The 19,387-nt window shown below is 72.1% G+C and carries 16 protein-coding genes and 1 pseudogene; 7 read left to right on the forward strand and 10 right to left on the reverse strand.

What is annotated here, in order from left to right:
- Positions 1 to 219: 219 nt before the first annotated feature.
- Entirely contained in the window at positions 220 to 2,364 is a 2,145-nt protein-coding gene (gene glgX / locus ABD329_RS26380; protein WP_198277692.1) for a glycogen debranching protein GlgX, read from the forward strand.
- A gap of 4 nt (positions 2,365 to 2,368) precedes the next feature.
- On the opposite strand, the gene ABD329_RS26385 is transcribed toward glgX, so the two are convergent.
- The 3 genes from ABD329_RS26385 to ABD329_RS26395 are packed head-to-tail and all read right to left on the reverse strand — an operon-like array spanning position 2,369 to position 4,682.
- Complete coding sequence (locus tag ABD329_RS26385; RefSeq protein ID WP_198277691.1) at positions 2,369 to 3,343, reverse strand: phosphatase PAP2 family protein; 975 nt, start codon at positions 3,341 to 3,343, stop codon at positions 2,369 to 2,371.
- 41 nt (positions 3,344 to 3,384) lie between these two features.
- Positions 3,385 to 4,344, reverse strand: coding sequence for a hypothetical protein (locus ABD329_RS26390; protein WP_198277690.1), 960 nt, complete (start codon positions 4,342 to 4,344; stop codon positions 3,385 to 3,387).
- Positions 4,341 to 4,682 carry a PadR family transcriptional regulator gene (locus ABD329_RS26395; RefSeq protein WP_198277689.1) on the reverse strand — a complete coding sequence of 114 codons (342 nt, stop codon included), beginning with the start codon at positions 4,680 to 4,682 and terminating at the stop codon, positions 4,341 to 4,343. The genes ABD329_RS26390 and ABD329_RS26395 overlap by 4 nt, the downstream gene beginning before the upstream one ends.
- Positions 4,683 to 4,883: 201 nt before the next feature.
- On the opposite strand from ABD329_RS26395, the gene treY reads away from it, so the two are divergent.
- The 4 genes from treY (at position 4,884) to treZ (ending at position 11,786) form a co-directional block, all read left to right on the forward strand.
- Complete coding sequence (treY, locus tag ABD329_RS26400) at positions 4,884 to 7,310, forward strand: malto-oligosyltrehalose synthase (protein ID WP_198277688.1); 2,427 nt, start codon at positions 4,884 to 4,886, stop codon at positions 7,308 to 7,310.
- A 178-nt stretch (positions 7,311 to 7,488) separates the two neighbouring features.
- Entirely contained in the window at positions 7,489 to 8,604 is a 1,116-nt protein-coding gene (locus tag ABD329_RS26405; RefSeq protein ID WP_198277687.1) for a lytic polysaccharide monooxygenase, read from the forward strand.
- A gap of 350 nt (positions 8,605 to 8,954) precedes the next feature.
- Complete coding sequence (locus tag ABD329_RS26410; RefSeq protein WP_198277686.1) at positions 8,955 to 9,863, forward strand: GNAT family N-acetyltransferase; 909 nt, start codon at positions 8,955 to 8,957, stop codon at positions 9,861 to 9,863.
- Positions 9,864 to 10,025: 162 nt separating this feature from the next.
- Positions 10,026 to 11,786, forward strand: a complete 1,761-nt coding sequence (gene treZ / locus ABD329_RS26415; protein WP_198277685.1) for a malto-oligosyltrehalose trehalohydrolase — start codon at positions 10,026 to 10,028, stop codon at positions 11,784 to 11,786.
- Positions 11,787 to 11,795: 9 nt separating this feature from the next.
- Here the strand turns inward: treZ and msrB are convergent, their stop codons facing one another.
- From msrB to ABD329_RS26435, 4 genes are all read right to left on the reverse strand, one after another.
- Positions 11,796 to 12,203 (reverse strand): peptide-methionine (R)-S-oxide reductase MsrB, encoded by a 408-nt coding sequence (gene msrB, locus ABD329_RS26420; RefSeq protein WP_037949428.1) that lies wholly within the window; start codon positions 12,201 to 12,203, stop codon positions 11,796 to 11,798.
- 14 nt (positions 12,204 to 12,217) lie between these two features.
- Entirely contained in the window at positions 12,218 to 13,639 is a 1,422-nt protein-coding gene (murC, locus tag ABD329_RS26425) for a UDP-N-acetylmuramate--L-alanine ligase (RefSeq protein WP_198277684.1), read from the reverse strand.
- A 215-nt stretch (positions 13,640 to 13,854) separates the two neighbouring features.
- On the reverse strand, positions 13,855 to 14,331 hold the full coding sequence (locus ABD329_RS26430) for an indole-3-glycerol phosphate synthase (protein WP_198282482.1): 477 nt from the start codon (positions 14,329 to 14,331) through the stop codon (positions 13,855 to 13,857).
- A 75-nt stretch (positions 14,332 to 14,406) separates the two neighbouring features.
- Positions 14,407 to 15,252: a pyrimidine reductase family protein gene (locus ABD329_RS26435; protein WP_344316995.1), complete on the reverse strand. Its 846-nt coding sequence runs from the start codon at positions 15,250 to 15,252 to the stop codon at positions 14,407 to 14,409.
- Positions 15,253 to 15,319: 67 nt separating this feature from the next.
- Between ABD329_RS26435 and zapE the strand changes: the two genes are divergently transcribed.
- Positions 15,320 to 16,444 (forward strand): cell division protein ZapE, encoded by a 1,125-nt coding sequence (gene zapE, locus ABD329_RS26440; protein ID WP_198281546.1) that lies wholly within the window; start codon positions 15,320 to 15,322, stop codon positions 16,442 to 16,444.
- Positions 16,445 to 16,614: 170 nt separating this feature from the next.
- The gene (locus ABD329_RS26445; RefSeq protein ID WP_198281545.1) at positions 16,615 to 18,018 is read left to right on the forward strand and encodes a PhoX family protein; all 1,404 of its coding nucleotides are present in this window, start codon (positions 16,615 to 16,617) and stop codon (positions 18,016 to 18,018) included.
- Positions 18,019 to 18,179: 161 nt separating this feature from the next.
- On the opposite strand, the gene ABD329_RS26450 is transcribed toward ABD329_RS26445, so the two are convergent.
- The 3 genes and pseudogenes from ABD329_RS26450 to ABD329_RS26460 all read right to left on the reverse strand — a co-directional run.
- Positions 18,180 to 18,347, reverse strand: a complete 168-nt coding sequence (locus tag ABD329_RS26450; RefSeq protein ID WP_198281544.1) for a hypothetical protein — start codon at positions 18,345 to 18,347, stop codon at positions 18,180 to 18,182.
- A 10-nt stretch (positions 18,348 to 18,357) separates the two neighbouring features.
- Complete coding sequence (locus tag ABD329_RS26455) at positions 18,358 to 19,026, reverse strand: ABC transporter (RefSeq protein WP_198281543.1); 669 nt, start codon at positions 19,024 to 19,026, stop codon at positions 18,358 to 18,360.
- Positions 19,023 to 19,387 (reverse strand): annotated as a pseudogene (locus ABD329_RS26460) (hypothetical protein); the annotation flags it as partial. The gene ABD329_RS26455 and the pseudogene ABD329_RS26460, both read right to left, overlap by 4 nt.

The following is a 19,387-nucleotide window of genomic DNA, read 5'->3' on the forward strand; positions in this document are numbered from 1 at the left end:
CCCCCTGTCGTCTTATCGGACCGCATAGCGGGATACGCGTATGCGTCGGGTCACCCGGTAGGACGAACCGAAATGGCCGTAGGTTGCCTCACTTTTGAGGAAGTTCCGCCGAAAGAGCGGATGGCTCCCGGCAGTTGGGAAAGGATGCAGGGTCGGTCGTGTTCCGTCCGGTGCCTGAGGTGCTCGCGGCCCCCGGAGAAGAAGTGGAAGAGTCGACGTATGCAGGTCTGGCCGGGACAGGCTTATCCCCTTGGCGCCACTTACGACGGCGCCGGAACCAACTTCGCGGTGTTCTCCGAGGCCGCTGTCCGCATCGAGCTGTGCCTCCTGCACGACGACGGCTCGGAGACGGCGGTCGAGCTGCGGGAGTCCGACGCGTTCGTGCGCCACGCCTATCTGCCGGGGATCATGCCGGGGCAGCGCTACGGCTTCCGGGCCCACGGCCCGTACGAACCGGAACTCGGCCACCGCTGCAATTCCGCCAAGCTGTTGCTGGATCCGTACGCCAAGGCGGTCAGCGGACGGATCGAGTGGGGCGAGGAGGTCTACGGCTACCACTTCGGCCGGCCCGACAAGCGCAATGACCTCGACTCCGCCCCGCACACCATGGCGTCGGTGGTGGTCAATCCGTACTTCGACTGGGGCGACGACCGCCCGCCGCGCACCGACTACCACCGCATGGTCATCTACGAGGCGCACGTCAAGGGGCTGACCATGCGCCACCCACGGCTGCCGGAGGAGCTGCGCGGGACCTACGCGGCGCTCGCCCACCCGGCGATCATCGAACACCTGACCGAGCTGGGCGTCACCACGCTGGAACTGATGCCCGTGCACCAATTCGTCCACGACCACCGGCTGGCCGACGCCGGGCTGGCCAACTACTGGGGCTACAACACCATCGGCTTCTTCGCCCCGCACAACGCGTACGCCTCCTGGGGCGACCGGGGCCAGCAGGTGCTGGAGTTCAAATCGGCCGTACGGGCGCTGCACCAGGCGGGCATCGAGGTCATCCTGGACGTGGTCTACAACCACACGGCCGAGGGCAACCACCTGGGCCCCACGCTCTCCTTCCGGGGCCTGGACAACGCCTCGTACTACCGGCTGACCGAGGACCGCCGGTACTACATGGACACCACCGGCACCGGGAACTCCCTGCTGATGCGGTCCCCGCACGTGCTCCAGCTGATCATGGACTCGCTGCGCTACTGGGTGACCGAGATGCATGTGGACGGCTTCCGCTTCGATCTGGCGGCGACGCTGGCCCGGCAGTTCCACGAGGTGGACCGGCTGTCCTCGTTCTTCGACCTGGTCCAGCAGGATCCGGTGGTGAGCCAGGTGAAGCTGATCGCCGAACCCTGGGACGTCGGCGAGGGCGGCTATCAGGTCGGCAACTTCCCGCCGCTGTGGACCGAATGGAACGGCAAGTTCCGGGACACCGTTCGGGACCTGTGGCGCGGTGAGCCGAGGACGCTGGCCGAGTTCGCCTCCCGGCTGACCGGCTCCTCCGACCTCTACCAGGGTGACGGGCGGCGCCCGCTGGCCTCGGTCAACTTCGTCACCTGCCATGACGGCTTCACCCTGCGCGACCTGGTGAGCTACGACGAGAAGCACAACGAGGCCAACGGCGAGTCCAACCAGGACGGCGAGAGCTACAACCGGTCCTGGAACTGCGGTGTCGAGGGCGAGACCGACGATCCGGCGGTGCGGACGCTGCGCGAGCGCCAGATGCGCAACTTCATCGCCACCCTGATGCTCTCCCAGGGCGTGCCGATGCTCAGCCACGGCGATGAGTTCGGGCGCACCCAGGGCGGCAACAACAACGCGTACTGCCAGGACAACGAGGTGTCCTGGGTGCGCTGGCCCGATCACGCCAAGGCGCAGGACGGCGAATGGGAGGACCGCTCGGCCCTGGAGCTGCTGCGCTTCGCCCGCTCACTGGTGTGGCTCCGCCGCGACCACCCCGTCTTCCGGCGCCGCCGCTTCTTCCACGGGCGGCCGGTGGAAGGCACCCATGACGAGCTGTCGGACATCGCCTGGTTCACCCATGAGGGAGAGGAGATGACCCCACGCGACTGGCAGGCGGCGCACGCCAAGTCCCTCACGGTCTTCCTCAACGGCAGCGCGATCTCCGAACCCGGGGCGCGCGGTGAACGGATCACCGATGACTCGTTCCTGCTGCTCTTCAACGCCCACCACGAGCCGCTGGACTTCGTCGTCCCCATCGACCACGGCAAGCAGTGGCAGCTCATCGTGGACACGGCGGTACCGGAGGGCGTGGAGCCGGGCAGCGGACCAAAGGTGGCGGCGGGCGACCGGCTGACCCTGGTGGACCGCAGCCTGATGGTGCTACAGCGGCCGGCGTAGGGGCTTATAGGTCCGGGGCCCGCCTGGGCCGAGGGGCGCGGCCTGCGGTCTGCGCGAGCCGCGAGGGCAGTGTCACTGCGGCATACCAGACCAGGGCCACGCACACGAACCCCGTCGCCCCGGAGGTCAGTGACCGGGTGAGGGAGTCGTCCCGTGCGCCGCAGACGAGGGCGAGGGCCGCCGACAGAGCCAGGACGACGGCGGGCAGCGCACGGGGGATCGGCATGACGTCTGGTGCGGCGGCGCGCGGCAGCAGCGGCAGCAGCCAGGTCGCGAGGGTGGAGCAGGTGCAGGCGATCAGGGTCGCCCCGAGCACGTCGCTGGGCCGGTGGCCGCCCATGGTGGCGGAGGCGGAGGCGACGCAGGCGAGCCACAGCACACCGATCGCGGCGACGTAGGGGCGGATGCGAGGAGCGACGACGAGGACGGCGGCGAGGGTCAGCACGGCGGGGACGGTCGCGTGCCCGCTGGGGAAGCCCTGGAAGACGAGATTCTCGCGGGCGTTCACCAGGTCGGGGCGGGGCAGGACCTTGTGGAGCACCTCGCCGCCCCCGGCGGTGAGAACGACGATTGCGAGCGCCGCGCACCCCGGCCACCAGTACCGTCCCACCAGGGCGAGGACCACGAGGACGGCCAGACCCACCATCAGAGTGGGTTCGGCGCTCTCCCCCATCGGCGGCATAGGCGTCGAGTCCAACTCCGATCCCGACAAGGGGTAGAACCACGCATCCAGCGAGCCGGGCTCCGAACTGTTGAAGATCCCGTTCTCGGCCCGCTGTCCGACCGGGGTGTAGACGGCGAACAGGTACATCGCCAGGAGTCCGAGGGCGTACAGCAGAGGCGGTATCCACGGCCGTTTTGTACTCGAAGGGCCGGATACGTTTGTACTCGAAGGGCCGGATACGGCGCGGACTTCCGGGGTCTGGCCGGAGGTGGCCGGGCGGTGTGCGGGCAGGGTCGAGCTGTCGTGTTGAGTCATCGCTTTCCTTCTTCGTGTGCCTCGTGCGCGGTGCTGATCCGCTATCCGGCGAGCGAATGGTCCTGCCTGCGCTGAGCGGCGATCGCCAGAGCCGGAAGAGGCGCGATCAGGAGGACGAGGACCACCAGCGTCGGCAGGGAATTCATGAACCCGTCCGGCCGGGCGACGATCGCCTGCGTACGGATGAACGCGACGGCCGCGACGGGAATCAGCCACCGGCGGTCGCCGGTGACGGCCGTCGCCGCCCACGCGGCGATCAACGCGGCGACTTCGAGGGTGAACAGGCCGCGCTGGAAGGCCGGACTGACAGCGGTCAGCTGGAGGCTCCCGGCCACGAACATGGCGAGCACCACGGGCACCAGCCAGCGGAACGAGTGACGCCGCAGCCGGCCAGTACGACAGACCGCCAGCACGGCGCACGCGATGCACAGCGTCACCGACAGCGCCAGGTCATGGGCCGTGATCGGGGAGCCCAGCCCGTAGTAGCCCAGCCCGTACTTGCCTTCGTGGCCGAAGAGGGTGGAGCTGCGGAAAGTGGCACCGGCGTAGACCATCGCCGCCGCGGCCGGCAGCGCGAGCCACGCCTTGCCGCGCAGCAGGGCGACCAGGCAGACCAGCGGCAGCAGTCCGTAGGGCAGCAGTCGCGTCTTCGTTCCGGGCCCTTCCGCCCACGGGTACCAGCCGGAGAAGTGGAACGAGATGGCCTGCCGGCCGGGATCGATGTGCAGGGTCCAGTGCCAGACGTCCTGCAAGTACGGCACGAGTGCCAACACGGCGAGGGCGAGGGCCGCCAGATGAACGCCGTCCAGCCACCACGGCCGTGCCGTGTCGTCCACGACGGCACGGGCGCGGGCCCCCAACCCGCCGCGCACCAACGACACGATCTCCCGTGGCGGAGGCCAGGCGCGGCCGGGATACGCCTCGGCCAGACAGGCCAGCAACTCGTCTCCCTGCCGACAACGGTAGGACGCGGGGTAGGCCGCGAGCAGGAGACGGTTCATGCCTCCGCCACCCCACGATTCCGTGAGCGTCCGATGACGAAAGCCGCCGCCTGCTGCATCCGCAGCGCCTCCTGGCCGAGCAACTCGGTGCCGTCCTCGGTCAGCCGGTAGTACCGCCGGGCCCGCCCGTCCACCATCTCCTCGTGGTCGGTGGCCACCAGCCCGGCCCGCTCCATCCGCTCCAGCGCGCCGTAGAGCGTGCCGACGGCGATCCGGAGCCGCCCGTCAGTGGCCGTCTCGGCCGCCTTGATGATGCCGTAGCCGTGCAACGGCCCGTCCATGAGCGCGGCGAGGATGAAGAACTGCGGCTCTGTCAGAGACGGATTCTTTCGCGTCATGCATCGAGAATATATCGACGCTCGATATATATCCGCAAGAGGTGCCGGGCGGCCCGGGCGTCGCCCGCATTCGGGCGGCCGCTTCCCGCTCCCCCAACGACCCCATCGTCCCGTTGGCGCCTTCACCCCGAAGGGTCATCGAAACCCTCAAGTAGATGTCCTTTTTGTGGTGGGGCGCGCCTGGTGGGTACGTACGTTCATATGACGGCTGACCCCGGCACACCCACCGCCACCTATCGTCTTCAGCTCCAGCCCGCCTTCCCCTTCGCGGCGGCGGAGCGAGCGGTGCCGTACCTGGCCTCGCTCGGCGTCTCCCATCTGCATCTGTCCCCCGTGCTGGAGGCGGTGCCCGGCTCCAGCCACGGCTATGACGTGGTGGACCACTCCGCCGTCCGGGCCGAGCTGGGCGGCGAGGAGGGGCTGCGCGCACTCGCCCGTACGGCACGGGCGCACGGCCTCGGGCTGATCGTCGACATCGTGCCGAACCATATGGCCGCCCCCGCCCCCGAGCGGCTCAACGCCCCGCTGTGGGAGGTGTTGCGGGAGGGGCCGGAGTCGCCGTACGCGCGGTGGTTCGACATCGACTGGCGGGCCCACGGCGGCAAGGTGCTGCTGCCGGTGCTCGGCGGTCCGCTCGGCGAGGAGTGGGACCGGCTGCGGGTCGAGGACGGGACGCTGCGCTACTACGACCACGCCTTCCCGCTGCGGCCCGGCACCGAGGGGCTGCCGCTCGCCGAGCTGCTGGACGGCCAGTGGTACCGGCTCGGCTGGTGGCGGCTGGCCCGCACCGAGCTCAACTACCGGCGGTTCTTCACCATCTCCGAGCTGATCGCGGTGCGGGTGGAGGACCCGGAGGTGTTCGCCGCGACCCATGCCACGCTGCTGGAGCTGGTGCGGGACGGGGTCGTGGACGGGCTGCGGATCGACCACCCGGACGGGCTCGCCGACCCGGAGGGGTATCTGCGGCGGCTGGACCGTGCGGTGCGCGCGGCGGCGGGAGACGGCGGCGCCCGCTGGACCGTTGTCGAGAAGATCCTCGCCCGGGACGAGCCGCTGCCCACCACCTGGCCGGTCGCCGGGACCACCGGCTATGACGCGCTGCACCACATCGACGGGCTCTTCGTGGACCCGGACGGTCTGGAGAAGCTGACCGCCCTCTACCGCGCGTTCGCCGCTCCCCCGGCCGACCTGGGCGGCGACTGGGCCGCCACGGTCCGCCGTGCCGCCCATGAGGTGGTCACGCATGAGCTGGCGGCCGAGGTGGAGCGGCTGACGCGCACCGCAGCGCGCATCTGCGCGGCCGATCCCCGGCTGCGCGACCACGCGCCCTGGGCGCTGCGCACGGCGATCCGGAAGCTGCTGGTGCGGCTGCCGGTCTACCGTCCGTACGTCTCCGTGGGCGGCCCACCCGCGTCGGACGGCGACGCGGTGATGCTGCGCTCGGCGGCGGCGGACGCCCGGGAGGCGTTCACGGTGGCGCAGGAGGCCCAGGTGGTGCGGGTCGTGCGGGACGCGGCGCTGGGCGGGCTCGGGGACGGCCCGGACCACCGCGACTTCTGCGCCCGCTTCGCCCAGACGGCGGCAGCGCTGCGCGCCAAGTCCGTCGAGGACACGGCCTTCTACCGCTACGCCCCGCTGCTGTCGGCCGCCGAGGTGGGCGGCGATCCGGGGCGGCCGGCCGTGGCTCCCGAGGAGTTCCACGCCTTCGCGGCCCGGCGCCTGAGGGACTGGCCCGCCACCGGCACGGTGCTCTCCACGCACGACACCAAGCGCAGTGCCGACTCCCGGGCCCGGCTCGCGGCGCTCACCGAATGCCCTGGCTGGTGGGCCCGTACGGTGGAGGAGCTGACCCGCTCGGCCCCAGCCGCCGCCCCCGATCCGCACCTGGCCTGGACGGCCTGGCAGACCGCGCTCGCACTGGGCCACGGGGACGCCGAACGGCTGGTCCCGGCCGTGCTCAAGGCGGTGCGCGAGGCGGGGCTGCGGACGACGTGGACGGAGCAGAACGCGGCGTACGAGGCGGAGGTGACCGCCTTCCTGGAGGCCGGGCCCTGCGCGGCCGACGCGTCGGCATGGGCCGCGATCGGCGCCGAACTCGACCGACCGGCGCGGGCCAACGCGCTCGGCGCCGCCCTGCTCCAGCTCACCATGCCGGGCGTTCCCGACCTCTATATGGGCACCGAGCGCGTCTATATGGCCCTCGTCGACCCGGACAACCGCCGCCCACCCGAGCTGGACGGCGAACCGGCGGACGGCCCGTCGGCCGAAAAGCCGCTGCTCACCCGGGCGGCGCTGAACCTGCGACGGGAGCGTCCGGAGTGGTTCGGCCCCGGGAGTACGTATACGCCGCTGCTCGCCTCCGGTCCGTCCGCCGGGCACTGCGTGGCCTTCTTACGGGCAGACGGCAGGGATGGCACAGACAGCACGGACGGCGCACACGGCGGCGCCGTCACCGTGGTCACCCGGCTGTCGCGGCGGCTGGCGGAGGCGGGCGGCTGGGGCGCCACCCGGCTGCCGCTGCCACCGGGCCGCTGGCGGGACCTGCTGACCGGGCGTACCGCCGAGGGCCCGGCGGCGCTGGACGAGCTGTTGTCCCGGCTTCCGGTGGCGCTGCTGGTCCGGATCTGACAGCCCTACCGGAACGGTCCATTCACCATCCTGCCTGACGGCCCGCCAGAAAGCCTGCGGCCTTCATGTCCTGAAGCATTTACAGCTGCCCGGGGGCGCGCTACGTTCACCAAGAAATTGGGAGCGCTCCCACGCCGACGGTTCCTGACCCGTTCACGTCGAAGGGAAAGCACGCGCAATGCCTCGACGATCACTGGCACTCGCCTCATCCGCACGCCCGCCGGGCGGCTCCCGCGCGCGCAGGTCCGTAACTCTGGTCCTGCTCTCGGTCCTGCCCGCCCTGGGCCTCGTCTTCTTCTCCGGCGGCAGCGCCTCCGCACACGGCGCACCGATGGCGCCGGGCAGCCGCACCTATCTCTGCTGGAAGTACAGCCTGTCCTCGACCGGTGAGGTCAAGCCGACCAACCCGGCGTGCAAGGCCGCGTACGACAAGAGTGGCGCGACACCCTTCTACAACTGGTTCGCGGTGCTCCGCTCGGACGGCGCGGGCCGCACCAAGGGGTTCATCCCGGACGGCAACCTGTGCAGCGGCGCGGCCACCGTCTATGACTTCTCCGGCTTCGACCTGGGCAGCAAGGACTGGCCGGTGACCCATCTGACGTCCGGCAAGTCCATGCAGTTCTCGTACAACGCCTGGGCCGCGCACCCGGGGTCGTTCCGCAGCTACGTCACCAAGAGCCCCATCGACCCGACCAAGCCGCTCACCTGGAACGACCTGGAGGACCAGCCGTTCAACACGGTGACGAACCCGCCGCTGTCCGGCCAGGTCGGCACGGTGGACGGCAAGTACACCTGGACGGCCAACCTGCCCTCCGGCAAGAGCGGACGCCACATCATCTACACCGTGTGGACGCGCTCGGACAGCCAGGAGACCTTCTACAGCTGTTCCGACGTGGTCTTCGACGGCGGCAACGGCGAGGTGACGGTCCCCGGCGCCGGCAGCGGCGGCGGTGGCAGCGACCCCACGGACCCGCCGGGCAACCCGCCGACGGCCTCGTGCGCCGCCACCCAGAAGGTGACCAGCACCTGGAACGGCGGCTACCAGGCCGAGGTGACGGTCTCCAACTCCGGTGCCACGCCCATCTCCTCATGGATGGTCGACTGGACGGTGCCGTCCGGGCAGCGGATCGACAGCGTCTGGAACGGCAAGCTGTCCACCACCGATTCCTCGGCCTCGGTCACCAACGCCGACTGGAACGGTTCACTGGCCACCGGGGCGTCGACGACCTTCGGCTATACGGCCGGCGGCGGCTCTCCTGACACAACGGCCGCGCCGATCTGCATGGTGCACTAGTCTGCGTCTCACACCGGTCCACGCAGGTGCTCCGACCCGCTCATTGATCTGTCAGGTGCACCTCATCCTGCGCGCCGGTCTGCCGCTCCTTCCCCCTCGCGGGCGGCAGACCGGCCCCGCACGGAAGACGTTGACCCGAAAAACCCCGTGGACACGGAGACATCGGCGCCCATAGAGTGCGGGCACGCCCTTGATCGAGGAAGGAGGCGAGAGCAATGGACCTCACGACGTTTCCGCGCTCCCGCCCCCTGTCCCCCGGGCGTACCCGCGTCTGATCACACCTCGTTCGATCAGGCAGCTGCCGCTATGGCATCCGACCGGGAGCGCATCACTCTCCTGGAAGGAATTCCATGACCGATCTGGTCATCCGTCCCCTCACCGAGGGCGACGCCCAGCTGTTCCATGACCTGCATGTGCCCGCGCTCGTCGGCCGGGGCGCCCTCGGTCACACCTATGCCACCGTCGGCCAGGGCGGCGAGTACCGCCCCGACTGGACCTGGGTGGCGCTGCGCGAGGGGCGGGTCGTGGCCCGCGCCGCGTGGTGGGCCGGGCCGGAGGACTCCGCGCCCATCGCCCTGGACTGGTTCGACTTCGCCGAGGGCGAGGCCGACGCCGCCGCCGAACTGCTGCGCACCGCACCGCTGCACGCCGAGTACAGCCTGCTGGTCCCGGCCGGCTGGCGCGACCGGCCCGAGGTACGGGCCGCCGCACGGGCCCGTGTCGACGCCGCCGTGGCGGGCGGGTTCGAGCCCCTGGTCGAGCGCTACCGCTATGAGTGGACGCCGGAGTGCGGGCTGCCCGCCCGCCCGGGGCGTCTTGAGTTCCGGCCGGAGCCCGATGACGCGGCGATCGAGGATGTGCTGCGCCGCATCATGCCGGGCTCGCTCGACGCCCACGACCGCCGCGCCATCGAACGAGGAGGGGCCGACGCCGCGGTGCGGGAGCTCATGGACTACTTCTCCTGGTGTCCGTCGCCGCGCGAGTGGCGGCGGCTGGCCTGGACGCCCGAGGGCGAGGTGGTCGGCATCCAGGTGCCCACACACAATCCGTCGGGCCCGTGCGTGGGCTTCATAGGGGTCGTCGCCGAGCAGCGCGGCCACGGCTACGCGTACGACCTGCTCGTGGAGTGCACCCACGACCTGGTGGAACGGGGGGCCACGAAGATCGTGGCGGCGACGGACCAGCCCAACCTGCCCATGGCCGCCCACTTCGCCAGGGCGGGGTACCCCATTACCCAGGAGCGCATCGACCTCGTCTGACCGCGCTCCATGTCGCCCTGCCGCTGACCGATCCCCGCCACCGACCGATCCCCGCCACTGACCGATGCCGTCCTGCTGCGCCGCCGGCGCCGCGTCCCGCAGCATGGTCGAGGACCGGAGTCAGGTCGAGGACCGTAGCCAGGTCGAGGTGAGGAGACGCCAGTGCTGTTCGAGGTGTGGGCGCCGCACGCCGAGCGGGTCGGGCTCCATGTGGACGGGCGGGACCGCCCCATGGAGCCCGACCCGGGCCGCGCCGGGTGGTGGCGGGCCGAGGCCGAGGCCGGGCCCGGTACGCGATACGGCTTCGCGCTCGACGACGGCCCGCCGCTCCCCGATCCGCGCTCCCGCCGCCAGCCGGACGGCCCGGAGGGGCTGAGCGCGGTGGTCGACCACTCCCGTTTCCGCTGGGAGCGGGGGTGGTTCGGGCGGCCGCTGCCCGGCGCGGTCCTCTACGAGCTGCACATCGGCACCTTCACCCATGAGGGCACCTTCGACGCGGCGGCCGAACAGCTGCCGCACCTGGCCGGGTTGGGCATCACCCATGTGCAGCTGATGCCGGTCTGCCCGTTCCCCGGGACCCATGGCTGGGGGTACGACGGGGTGGCGCCCTGGGCGGTGCACGAACCGTACGGCGGTCCTGAGGGGCTGGCGCGCTTCGTGGACGCCGCGCACGGGCACGGCCTCGGCGTGGTCCTCGATGTGGTCCACAACCATCTGGGCCCCTCCGGGAACCACCTCCCGGCCTTCGGCCCGTACTTCACCGACACCCACCACACCCCCTGGGGCGCGGCGGTCAACCTCGACGCGCCCGGCTCCGACGAGGTGCGCGCGTACTTCATCGGCAGCGCGCTCGCCTGGCTGCGCGACTTCCGCCTCGACGGGCTGCGGCTGGACGCGGTGCACGCGCTGCGCGACACCCGGGCCCGGCACTTCCTGGCCGAGCTGTCGGGCGCCGTGGACGCGCTGGCCGCCCGCACCGGGCGCCCGCTGTTCCTCATCGGCGAGTCCGATCTCAACGATCCGCGCACCACCGCCCCGCGCGAGGCGGGCGGCCACGGTCTGCACGCACAGTGGAACGACGACTTCCACCACGCCCTGCACACCTTCCTCACCGGTGAGCGGCAGGGCTACTACGCCGACTTCGCCGCCGAGGGGCCCGGGGCCCTGGTCAAGACGCTGATGGGCGGCTTCTTCCACGACGGCACCCATTCGGCGTTCCGGGGCCGCCGCCACGGCAGTCCGCTGAACACCCACACCACCCCCGCGCACCGGCTGCTCGGCTACGCCCAGACCCATGACCAGGTGGGCAACCGCGCGGTCGGCGACCGGCTCTCGGCCCGGCTCTCCCCCGGGCTGCTGGCCTGTGCGGCGGCCGTGGTGCTGTGCGCGCCCTTCACCCCCATGCTCTTCATGGGGGAGGAGTGGGGTGCCCGCACACCCTGGCAGTACTTCACCGACCACCAGGATCCGGAGCTGGCCGAGGCGGTGCGGTCCGGCCGCCGTCGGGAGTTCGCCGCCCACGGCTGGGCGGCGGGGGACGTGCCCGACCCCCAGGACCCGGCCACCCGGCTGCGGTCCTGCCTCGACTGGCGGGAGCTGGAGCGGGAGCCGCACCGGGCGCTGCTCGACTGGTACCGACGGCTGATCGCGCTGCGCCGCACCGAACCGGCCCTGACGGACCCCACCTGGTCGTACACGGGCCTGTCCTCCGGTTCGGACGGCTGCTTCAGCTTTCAGCGCGGCCCGCTGCGGGTCCTGCTCAACCCGGGCGACCGGCCGGTCAAGACCTGGCTCGGACCCCGGACCGGCGAGGTCACCGAGGTGGTGGCCGCCTGGCGGCGGATCGAGCTGCCGGGCCCGGACGGCATGCTGAGACTGCCGCCCGAGACCGCCGCCGTGCTGCGCTGCGGCTCACGGCAATGAGCCGGAGGCTCAGCTCTCCTCGGGGCTCAGCCGCAGCGAGATGGAGTTGATGCAGTACCGCTGGTCGGTCGGGGTGGGGTAGCCCTCGCCCGAGAAGACATGGCCCAGGTGGGAGCCGCAGCGGGTGCACCGCACCTCGGTGCGGACCATGCCGTGCGAGCGGTCCTCGATCAGTTCCACGGCCGAGCTGTCCGCCGGGTCGTAGAACGAGGGCCAGCCGCAGTGGCTCTCGAACTTCGTCTCCGAGCGGAAGAGCTCCGCTCCGCACGCCCGGCAGGCGTAGACGCCGACCGCCTTGGAATCGGTGTACTCACCGGTGAAGGCACGCTCGGTACCGGCCTCCCGCAGCACGTGGTACTCCTGCGGAGTCAACTCCGCACGCCACTGCTCCTCCGGCTTGTCGATCTCGTACGCCATGGGGACGGACCTCCTCAGTTCTCCGGGCTCTTCAGACGGGCGAGGATCTCCGGACCGAGGTCCGTCACATCGCCCGCGCCCATGGTGAGAACAAGGTCACCGGGCTTCGCCATTCCGGCGATCAGCTCGGGCACCGCGTTCCGGTCGTGTTCGGCGGTCACATCCGCGCCGTGACGGGCCGCGGCGTCGATGATCAGGGCGCTGGTGACGCCGGGGACCGGGTCCTCGCGGGCGGGGTAGATGTCGAGGACCACGGAGGCGTCGGCGAGCGCGAGCGCCTGGCCCATCTCGGTGCCCAGCTCCTGGGTGCGGCTGAACAGATGCGGCTGGAAGACCACCAGCACCCGGCCCTCCCCGGCGCCGCCGCGGATCGCCTCGAGGTCCGCGGCGATCTCGGTGGGGTGGTGGGCGTAGGAGTCGATCACCTGCACCCCGGCCGCGACGCCCTTGAGCTGGAGCCGCCGCTTGACGCCCGTGTACGAGGCGAGGGCGGGGGCCAGCTCGACGGCCGGGACGTCGAGGGCGGCGCCCGCGGTGAGGGCGGCCACGGCGTTGAGCGCGTAGTGGCGGCCGGGGACGGAGACGGTGAAGGTGAGCTCGGCGCCGCCCAGGGACTCCGCGAGCCGTACGGTGACCTCGCTGGTCAGCCCGTGCGGCTCGATGGCCAGGACCCGCACGTCCGCGCCCGCGTCCTCGCCGTAGGTGAGCACCCGCAGTCCGTCGCGCCCGCCGACCCGGGCGGTCAGCTCACGGGCGCCGGGGTGGTCGGCGGAGATCACCAGCGCGCCGCCGGGCCGGACCCGGCCGACGAAGGTCTGATACGACTCGTAGATCTCGTCCATCGAGGCGTAGTTGGCGTGGTGGTCAAGCTCCACGTTGAGGATGATCGCCACCTCGGGCGCGTACTTGTGGAAGCTGCGGTCGCTCTCGTCGGCCTCGGCGACGAAGATCTCGCCGTCGCCGTGGAGGGCGCTGGAGCCGGGGGCGTCCAGATCGCCGCCGATGACGTAGGACGGGTCCAGGCCGAGGGTGCGCAGCGAGACGGCCAGCATCGAGGTCGTGGTCGTCTTGCCGTGGGTGCCCGCGACCGCGATCGGCCGGGAGCCGTCCATCAGCGCGGCGAGCGCGTCGGAGCGGTGCACCACCGGGATGCCGCGCTCCCGCGCCGTGACCAGCTCGAGGTTGTCGTCGCGGATGGCGCTGGAGACGACGACGCTGGTGGCGTCGGCGGCGAGGTTCTCGGTGGAGTGGCCGATGTGCACCGTCGCGCCGAGCTCACGCAGCGCCCCGACGATCGGCGAGTCCTTGGTGTCGCTGCCCGAGACCCGCGCGCCGCGCATGGCGAGGACCTTCGCCACGCCCGACATCCCGGCGCCGCCGATGCCGATGAAGTGCGGTCGATCCAGCGTGTCGGAGGCGGTGCCGGCCGGTGCCATGTACGGGTCTCCCCTGGTTCGCGGTGTGTGCTGTCGGCCCGATTCTCGCACCCCCGGCGGCCCGCCCCCGCCGATGGCCGCGGGGGCGGGCCGAGGGTCGGGGGCCGGGGCTCAGCCGAGGACCGCCGAGGCCGGGGCCGGGGCTCTGCCGATCACCGCCGGGGCCGGGGCCGGACCGCGGCTCAGCCGATGACCAGTGGGGCCGGGACCGCGGCTCAGCCGCCGGCCGAGGGCTGGTCCTCGTCCACCGAGTGCGAGAAGAGCTTCAGCACCGGCACCCCCACCTTGTGGCGCGCCCGCGAGGCCCAGTCCCGGTGGAAGAACTCCTCCACGAAGTGCGGGGCGGTGAGCACGATCACCTCATCCGCCCGGGTCTCCTCCACCACTCCGCGCAGCACCTCCAGCGGATGGCGCTGGACGACATGGCCCCGGGCCCGGCTCCCGGCCGCCTCGAGCGCCGCCACCGAGTGGGTCAGCGCCCGCTCGGCGGGCTCCAGCGCCTCCTTGCCCTCCGGCTCCTCCCCCTCCTGGGCGGCCTGCTCCAGCTCGCCGAGGGCGATGTCGTCGATCGCGCGCAGCAGCCGGTCCTTGCTCCCCCGGGGTTGCATCAGGACGACGAAGGAGATCGGGTCATCGCCGTGCAGGGTAGTGACGAATTCCACGTCGGCGGGGGTCAGGGGCTTCTCAATCATCAATACGCTCGTGAACACGGCGGATGCCCTTCTCCTTCGCAATCCCATTCGCGGGTTTACAGACGTTTTTATGAGTTATTGGTAAATCCGACGGTAGCGGGTGAAAAGAAACCCGGCTTCCTCCAGCACGGAAGCGAGAGTGAAGCGTTCCGGTTCCCCCAGCACGGGGCCGTTCATGATCCGCTTCGCGTCCCCCGCGGTGGCCAGGGGGGCCACCGCCAGACACAGCTCGTCCAGCACCCCGGCCGCCGCGAACTCCGCCAGCAGCGTGGGGCCGCCCTCGGTGAGCAGCCGGGTGTGGCCGAGCTCCGCGAGCGCGGTCACGATCGCCGCCGCGTCCACCCGCCCGGAGGGCCCCGCCCCGGCGAAGACCACCTCGGCCCCCGCCGCACGGGCCGCTTCGAGCCGCGCCCCCGCGGCCGTCGCGCCCGTGATCACGATCGTCGGCACCAGCGGCTCGGTGAACAGCGGCTGCGAGAAGTCCAGGTCCAGGCTCGCGCTCACGACGGCGATCGCGGGCGCGGGCGACTGGCCGAGCGCCGCCCGCCGCTCGGCGAACGCCTCCCGGGCGCGCGCCGGGCGGTAGCCCTCGCGGCGCGCCGTCTCCGCGCCCACGACCACGGCGTCGGCGAGCCCGCGCAGCACCCCGAAGATCCGCATGTCCGCGTCGGAGGACAGGGGCTTCGACCGGCCGTCGTGATGGGCCGCCCCGTCCAGCGAGGACACCATGTTGGCCCGCAGATAGGCGCCGGAGGGGCCGTGCGGCGGCTCCGGGTACGCATAGGCGTCGGCCAGTTCGTCAAGGGCCCATTCGCGGTCCTCGGCGGGCGTTTCGGCGGGCGTTTCAGCAGGCGTCGCGGCGGACGTTTCGGCAGGTGTTTCGGCAGGCGCGGGAACAGGCACGGGGAACAGGCGTCGCATAGGCCGCAGTGTGACATGCCTCCCTCTCGGACAGTGGTCGGGTGAAGAGCGACTACCCTGGACATCCGTGTCTGCACCAACCACCGCATCCGGCTCGGCAGGCCGTACAGCCGCCGAAGCCACCGAAGCCCCAGCAGCCCTCACCGCCCGTGCGCCGCAGGTTCCGGCGGAGCGTCTGGTCGCCGAGATGGTGCCGCCGCCCCGCTTCGCCACCGTGAGCTTCGACAACTACATCACCGACCCCGGCCAGCCCAGCCAGGCCGAGGCGGTCGAGGCGCTGAGAGCCTTCGCCGCCCGGCTCGGGGGCGAAGCGGACGCGAAGGGCGGGCGCCGCAGGCACTGGTTCCGCCGGGAGGCCAAGCCCGCCGCGAGCGGCGGCCCGCGCGGGATGTACCTCGACGGCGGCTACGGCGTCGGCAAGACCCATCTGCTGGCCTCCCTCTGGCACGCCACCCCGGCCGCCCCCGAGCTGAAGGCGTTCGGCACCTTCGTGGAGCTGACGAACCTGGTCGGCGCGCTCGGCTTCCAGCAGACCGTGCGGACCCTGAGCGGGCACCGGCTGCTGTGCATCGACGAGTTCGAGCTGGACGACCCGGGGGACACCGTCCTGGTCTCCACGCTGCTGGGCAAGCTGGTCGAGGCGGGCGTGGCGCTCGCCGCGACGTCCAACACGCTGCCCGGCAAGCTGGGCGAGGGCCGGTTCGCCGCGGCCGACTTCCTGCGCGAGATACAGGGGCTGTCCGCCCGCTTCCGCACGCTGCGCATCGACGGCGAGGACTACCGCCACCGCGGCCTCCCCGCGGCCCCGGCGCCGCACTCCGACGAGACGGTCACCCGGGCCGCGCACCACGTCCCCGGCGCCTCCCTGGACGACTTCCCCGCCCTGCTGGACCACCTCTCTCAGGTGCACCCGAGCCGCTACGGCGCGATGTGCGACGGCATCCAGGCCGTCTGCCTGACCGGGGTCACCCCGGTCCCCGACCAGTCGACCGCGCTGCGGCTGGTGGTGCTGGCGGACCGGCTCTACGACCGCGAGGTGCCGGTGCTGGCCTCCGGGGTGCCGTTCGACCAGCTCTTCAGCGAGGAGATGCTGAGCGGCGGCTACCGGAAGAAGTACTTCCGGGCGATATCCCGGCTCACCGCCCTGGCCCGGGACGCGAAGGGACTGGCCGACGCGTCGCACGAGCGCTGACCGGATGGTTCCCGCGCATCGCTGATCGACGCGCATCGCTGATCGAGACGCATCGCTGATCGAGACGCATCGCTGATCGACGCGCATCCTGATCGAATGGTTCCCGCGCGCTCGCGCGCGTGATACACACGTCCGGTCATCTTCTCTGTCCGCCAGCAGGGAGTTACCGCATGTCAGCGACACGACGTCAGCTTCTCGGCCGCACCGGCGCGCTGGGGGCCACCATCGCCTCGATCGCCTTCACCGGCAGCGTCTCCGAGCTCTTCGCCGGGACGGCCGCGGCCGCCGAACCGGATTCCCCACCACTCGGCCGGGACGGCTACGGCCCCCTGGTCCCCGACCCCGACGGACTGCTCGACCTCCCGGAGGGATTCCGCTACCGGGTGCTCTCGCGCGAGGGCGACGAACTCCGCTCCGGCGAGGGCAAGGTCCCCAGCCACTGCGACGGCATGGCCGCGTTCCCGGGCCGCGCCGGCGGCCACCGCGGCCGTACGCATCTGGTCCGCAACCACGAGAACCGTCCGGACGCCGCGATCCGCGTCCCGGCCGTGCAGGGCCTCACCTACGACCCGATGGGCCTGGGCGGCTGTACCGCCCTGGAGCTCGACTCCGGCAACCACGTGCTGTCCGAGCGGGTGGCCATCGCGGGCACGGCGGTCAACTGCGCGGGCGGCCCCACCCCCTGGCACACCTGGCTGACCTGCGAGGAAACCGAGGACCGGGCCGGTACGAACGGCTACACCAAGGACCACGGCTTCATCTTCGAGGTCGACCCCCACGATCCGCGCCGCACCGGCGCCGTCCCGCTCACCGCCATGGGCCGTTTCCAGCACGAGGCCATCGCGGTCGATCCGCGCAGCGGCGTCGTCTACGAGACCGAAGACGCCTTCGAGAAGCCCTTCGGGCTCTTCTACCGCTTCCGGCCGAAGAAGCCGCTCGGCGGCATCGGCTCGCTGCGCGCGGGCGGTGAGCTTCAGGCGCTACGGGTGCCGGGGGTGCCCGACCTGTCCACCATCCAGGAGCCGGGGACCGCCTTCGACCGCGTCGAGTGGGTGGACGTCCCCGATCCGCTGGCCCGCCAAACCCCCATCCGCTTCCAGGACTTCGGGGCCGGAGGCATCACCCACGCCCAGAAGCTGGAGGGGTGCTACTGGGGCGGTACGTCGGTCTACTTCGTCTCCAGCTTCGCCAAGAGCGCGGACGGCTCGGCGGCCGACCACTTCGGCCAGATCTGGCGCTACGACCCCGACCGGCGGCGCCTCACGCTGGTGATCGTCTTCGGCCCCGAGACGGATGTCCAGCTCCCCGGCGAGTCCCCCGACAACATCACGCTCGCGCCCAGCGGCGGCCTGATGGTCTGCGAGGACGGCAACGGCGCGCAGCATGTCTTCGGGGTGACCCGGCGCGGCGAGGTCTACGCGATGGCGCGGGGGCGGCAGAACATCGGCACACCGGAGGAGCCGGAGTGGGGTGAGTTCGCGGGCGTCACCTTCGCACCGGACCGCCGCACGATGTACGTGAACTGCTACACCCCGGGCACGACGTTCGCGGTGACGGGGCCCTGGCGCCGCTAGCGCCTGTGTCCGGACAGCGCGCCAAGCAGATCGGCGGACGTTCGGCCGCGCCCCGAAGGGGCGCGGGGCCGTGTCGCTATGCGGCTCCGCCGCGTGGGCGCGATCAGCCACGACCGCGCCGCAGACGATCGACGGCAGGTCAGGGCACTTCCGGCGAGCGCTCAGCCGGAGCACGCCGTGCGCTGGGCCTCCTGCCATTCGCAGACGGGGCACAGCGTCGCTCCGGGGCGCGCGGCGGGGTACTCGGTGGGCTCGCCGCACTGCACGCAGTCGGCGTACGGCGGGCCCTCGGGAAGGTCCTTACGGTCAAGGTCCTTACGGTCGTCCATGACCCGAACCCTACGACCGGCGGGAGCTCAGCGCGCAGGCCAGCGCGGTCGCCCCGGCGGCGGCCGCGCCGGTCAGGGCCAGGGGCAGCAGGGGCATCGGCACGGTGCCGCTGTGCGAGCCGTCGACCAGCCCCGACACCGCGGCGTTCGCGGGCGAGGCACCGGCCACCGACACCAGCAGCGCGGCGAGCAGCGTGGCCGGGATCGCCCAGCCGGGGCGGCGCAGCAGCGGCCGGTTGCACAGCGCGCCGACGGCCGTGCCGAGCAGCGCGCACGCGACCGCGGTGAGCAGCCCGGAGACGGTCGCCTCGGGCACGGGGATCTCGTGCAGGTGATCCGCGGTGTACGGATCGCTGACCGCCGCGACGAACAGCGTCCCGGCGGTGCCGAGCACCAGCGCCGCGCCCAGCGCGGTCAGCACCGAGGCGAGGTGCACCCGGCCCGGCCCCACCGCAGCCGAGGCGCAGTCGCGGGCCGCGGCGGGCTCCTGGGTGACGCACACCCGCACCAGCCAGGCGGCGACGGGCAGCAGCGCGGCGGCGGCGTAGCCGAGCGAGTCGAGGATCGGCTGCCCGCTCTGCACCCCGATCCCCAGGAACGCGCCGTAGAGCAGCAACGGCGGCAGCCAGCGGTGCGAGCGGGCCAGCAGGGCCGCCTGATAGCGCAGCAGCGCGGTCATGCCTTCTCCTTCGCCCCGCGGGCGGGCTCCTGGGGGTCGTTGTCGTCGATGGCCGTCACCGCGCGGATGTGCCAGGGCGGGTCGGCGGTCAGCAGGGTGCGGAGCAGGCCATCGGAGTCGGCCACGCCCACCTCGACCGTCAGCCGTACGCCCCGTCCCCGTCCCGCCGGACCGTCGTCCCCGCCCCCGCCTCCGTGCGCGGGCGCGGGCGCGGGGCCGTACTCGCGCACCACCGCGCCCGACAGCTCACCGGGCGGCCCGGCCCCGGGCCGTCCCTCGGCCTCCACCCGCACCCGCGGCCCGGCGCCGGGCCCGTCCTGCGCCACCGACGGCCCAGCCGCGCCCGGCACCACGGCCTCCC

It is taken from the genome of Streptomyces javensis, assembly GCF_039525925.1.
Taxonomy (GTDB): Bacteria; Actinomycetota; Actinomycetes; order Streptomycetales; family Streptomycetaceae; genus Streptomyces; species Streptomyces asiaticus.

Excerpts from the sequence above, each read along its gene's own strand:
- treY (WP_198277688.1), top strand. The coding sequence starts at position 4,884 with ATGACGGCTGACCCCGGCACACCCACCGCCACCTATCGTCTTCAGCTC.
- ABD329_RS26450 (WP_198281544.1), bottom strand. The coding sequence starts at position 18,347 with ATGGACGACCGTAAGGACCTTGACCGTAAGGACCTTCCCGAGGGCCCG.
- ABD329_RS26445 (WP_198281545.1), top strand. The coding sequence starts at position 16,615 with ATGTCAGCGACACGACGTCAGCTTCTCGGCCGCACCGGCGCGCTGGGG.
- glgX (WP_198277692.1), top strand. The coding sequence starts at position 220 with ATGCAGGTCTGGCCGGGACAGGCTTATCCCCTTGGCGCCACTTACGAC.
- ABD329_RS26390 (WP_198277690.1), bottom strand. The coding sequence starts at position 4,344 with ATGAACCGTCTCCTGCTCGCGGCCTACCCCGCGTCCTACCGTTGTCGG.
- msrB (WP_037949428.1), bottom strand. The coding sequence starts at position 12,203 with ATGGCGTACGAGATCGACAAGCCGGAGGAGCAGTGGCGTGCGGAGTTG.
- murC (WP_198277684.1), bottom strand. The coding sequence starts at position 13,639 with ATGGCACCGGCCGGCACCGCCTCCGACACGCTGGATCGACCGCACTTC.
- ABD329_RS26430 (WP_198282482.1), bottom strand. The coding sequence starts at position 14,331 with ATGATTGAGAAGCCCCTGACCCCCGCCGACGTGGAATTCGTCACTACC.
- ABD329_RS26455 (WP_198281543.1), bottom strand. The coding sequence starts at position 19,026 with ATGACCGCGCTGCTGCGCTATCAGGCGGCCCTGCTGGCCCGCTCGCAC.
- ABD329_RS26435 (WP_344316995.1), bottom strand. The coding sequence starts at position 15,252 with ATGCGACGCCTGTTCCCCGTGCCTGTTCCCGCGCCTGCCGAAACACCT.
- ABD329_RS26410 (WP_198277686.1), top strand. The coding sequence starts at position 8,955 with ATGACCGATCTGGTCATCCGTCCCCTCACCGAGGGCGACGCCCAGCTG.
- ABD329_RS26395 (WP_198277689.1), bottom strand. The coding sequence starts at position 4,682 with ATGACGCGAAAGAATCCGTCTCTGACAGAGCCGCAGTTCTTCATCCTC.
- ABD329_RS26385 (WP_198277691.1), bottom strand. The coding sequence starts at position 3,343 with ATGACTCAACACGACAGCTCGACCCTGCCCGCACACCGCCCGGCCACC.
- ABD329_RS26405 (WP_198277687.1), top strand. The coding sequence starts at position 7,489 with ATGCCTCGACGATCACTGGCACTCGCCTCATCCGCACGCCCGCCGGGC.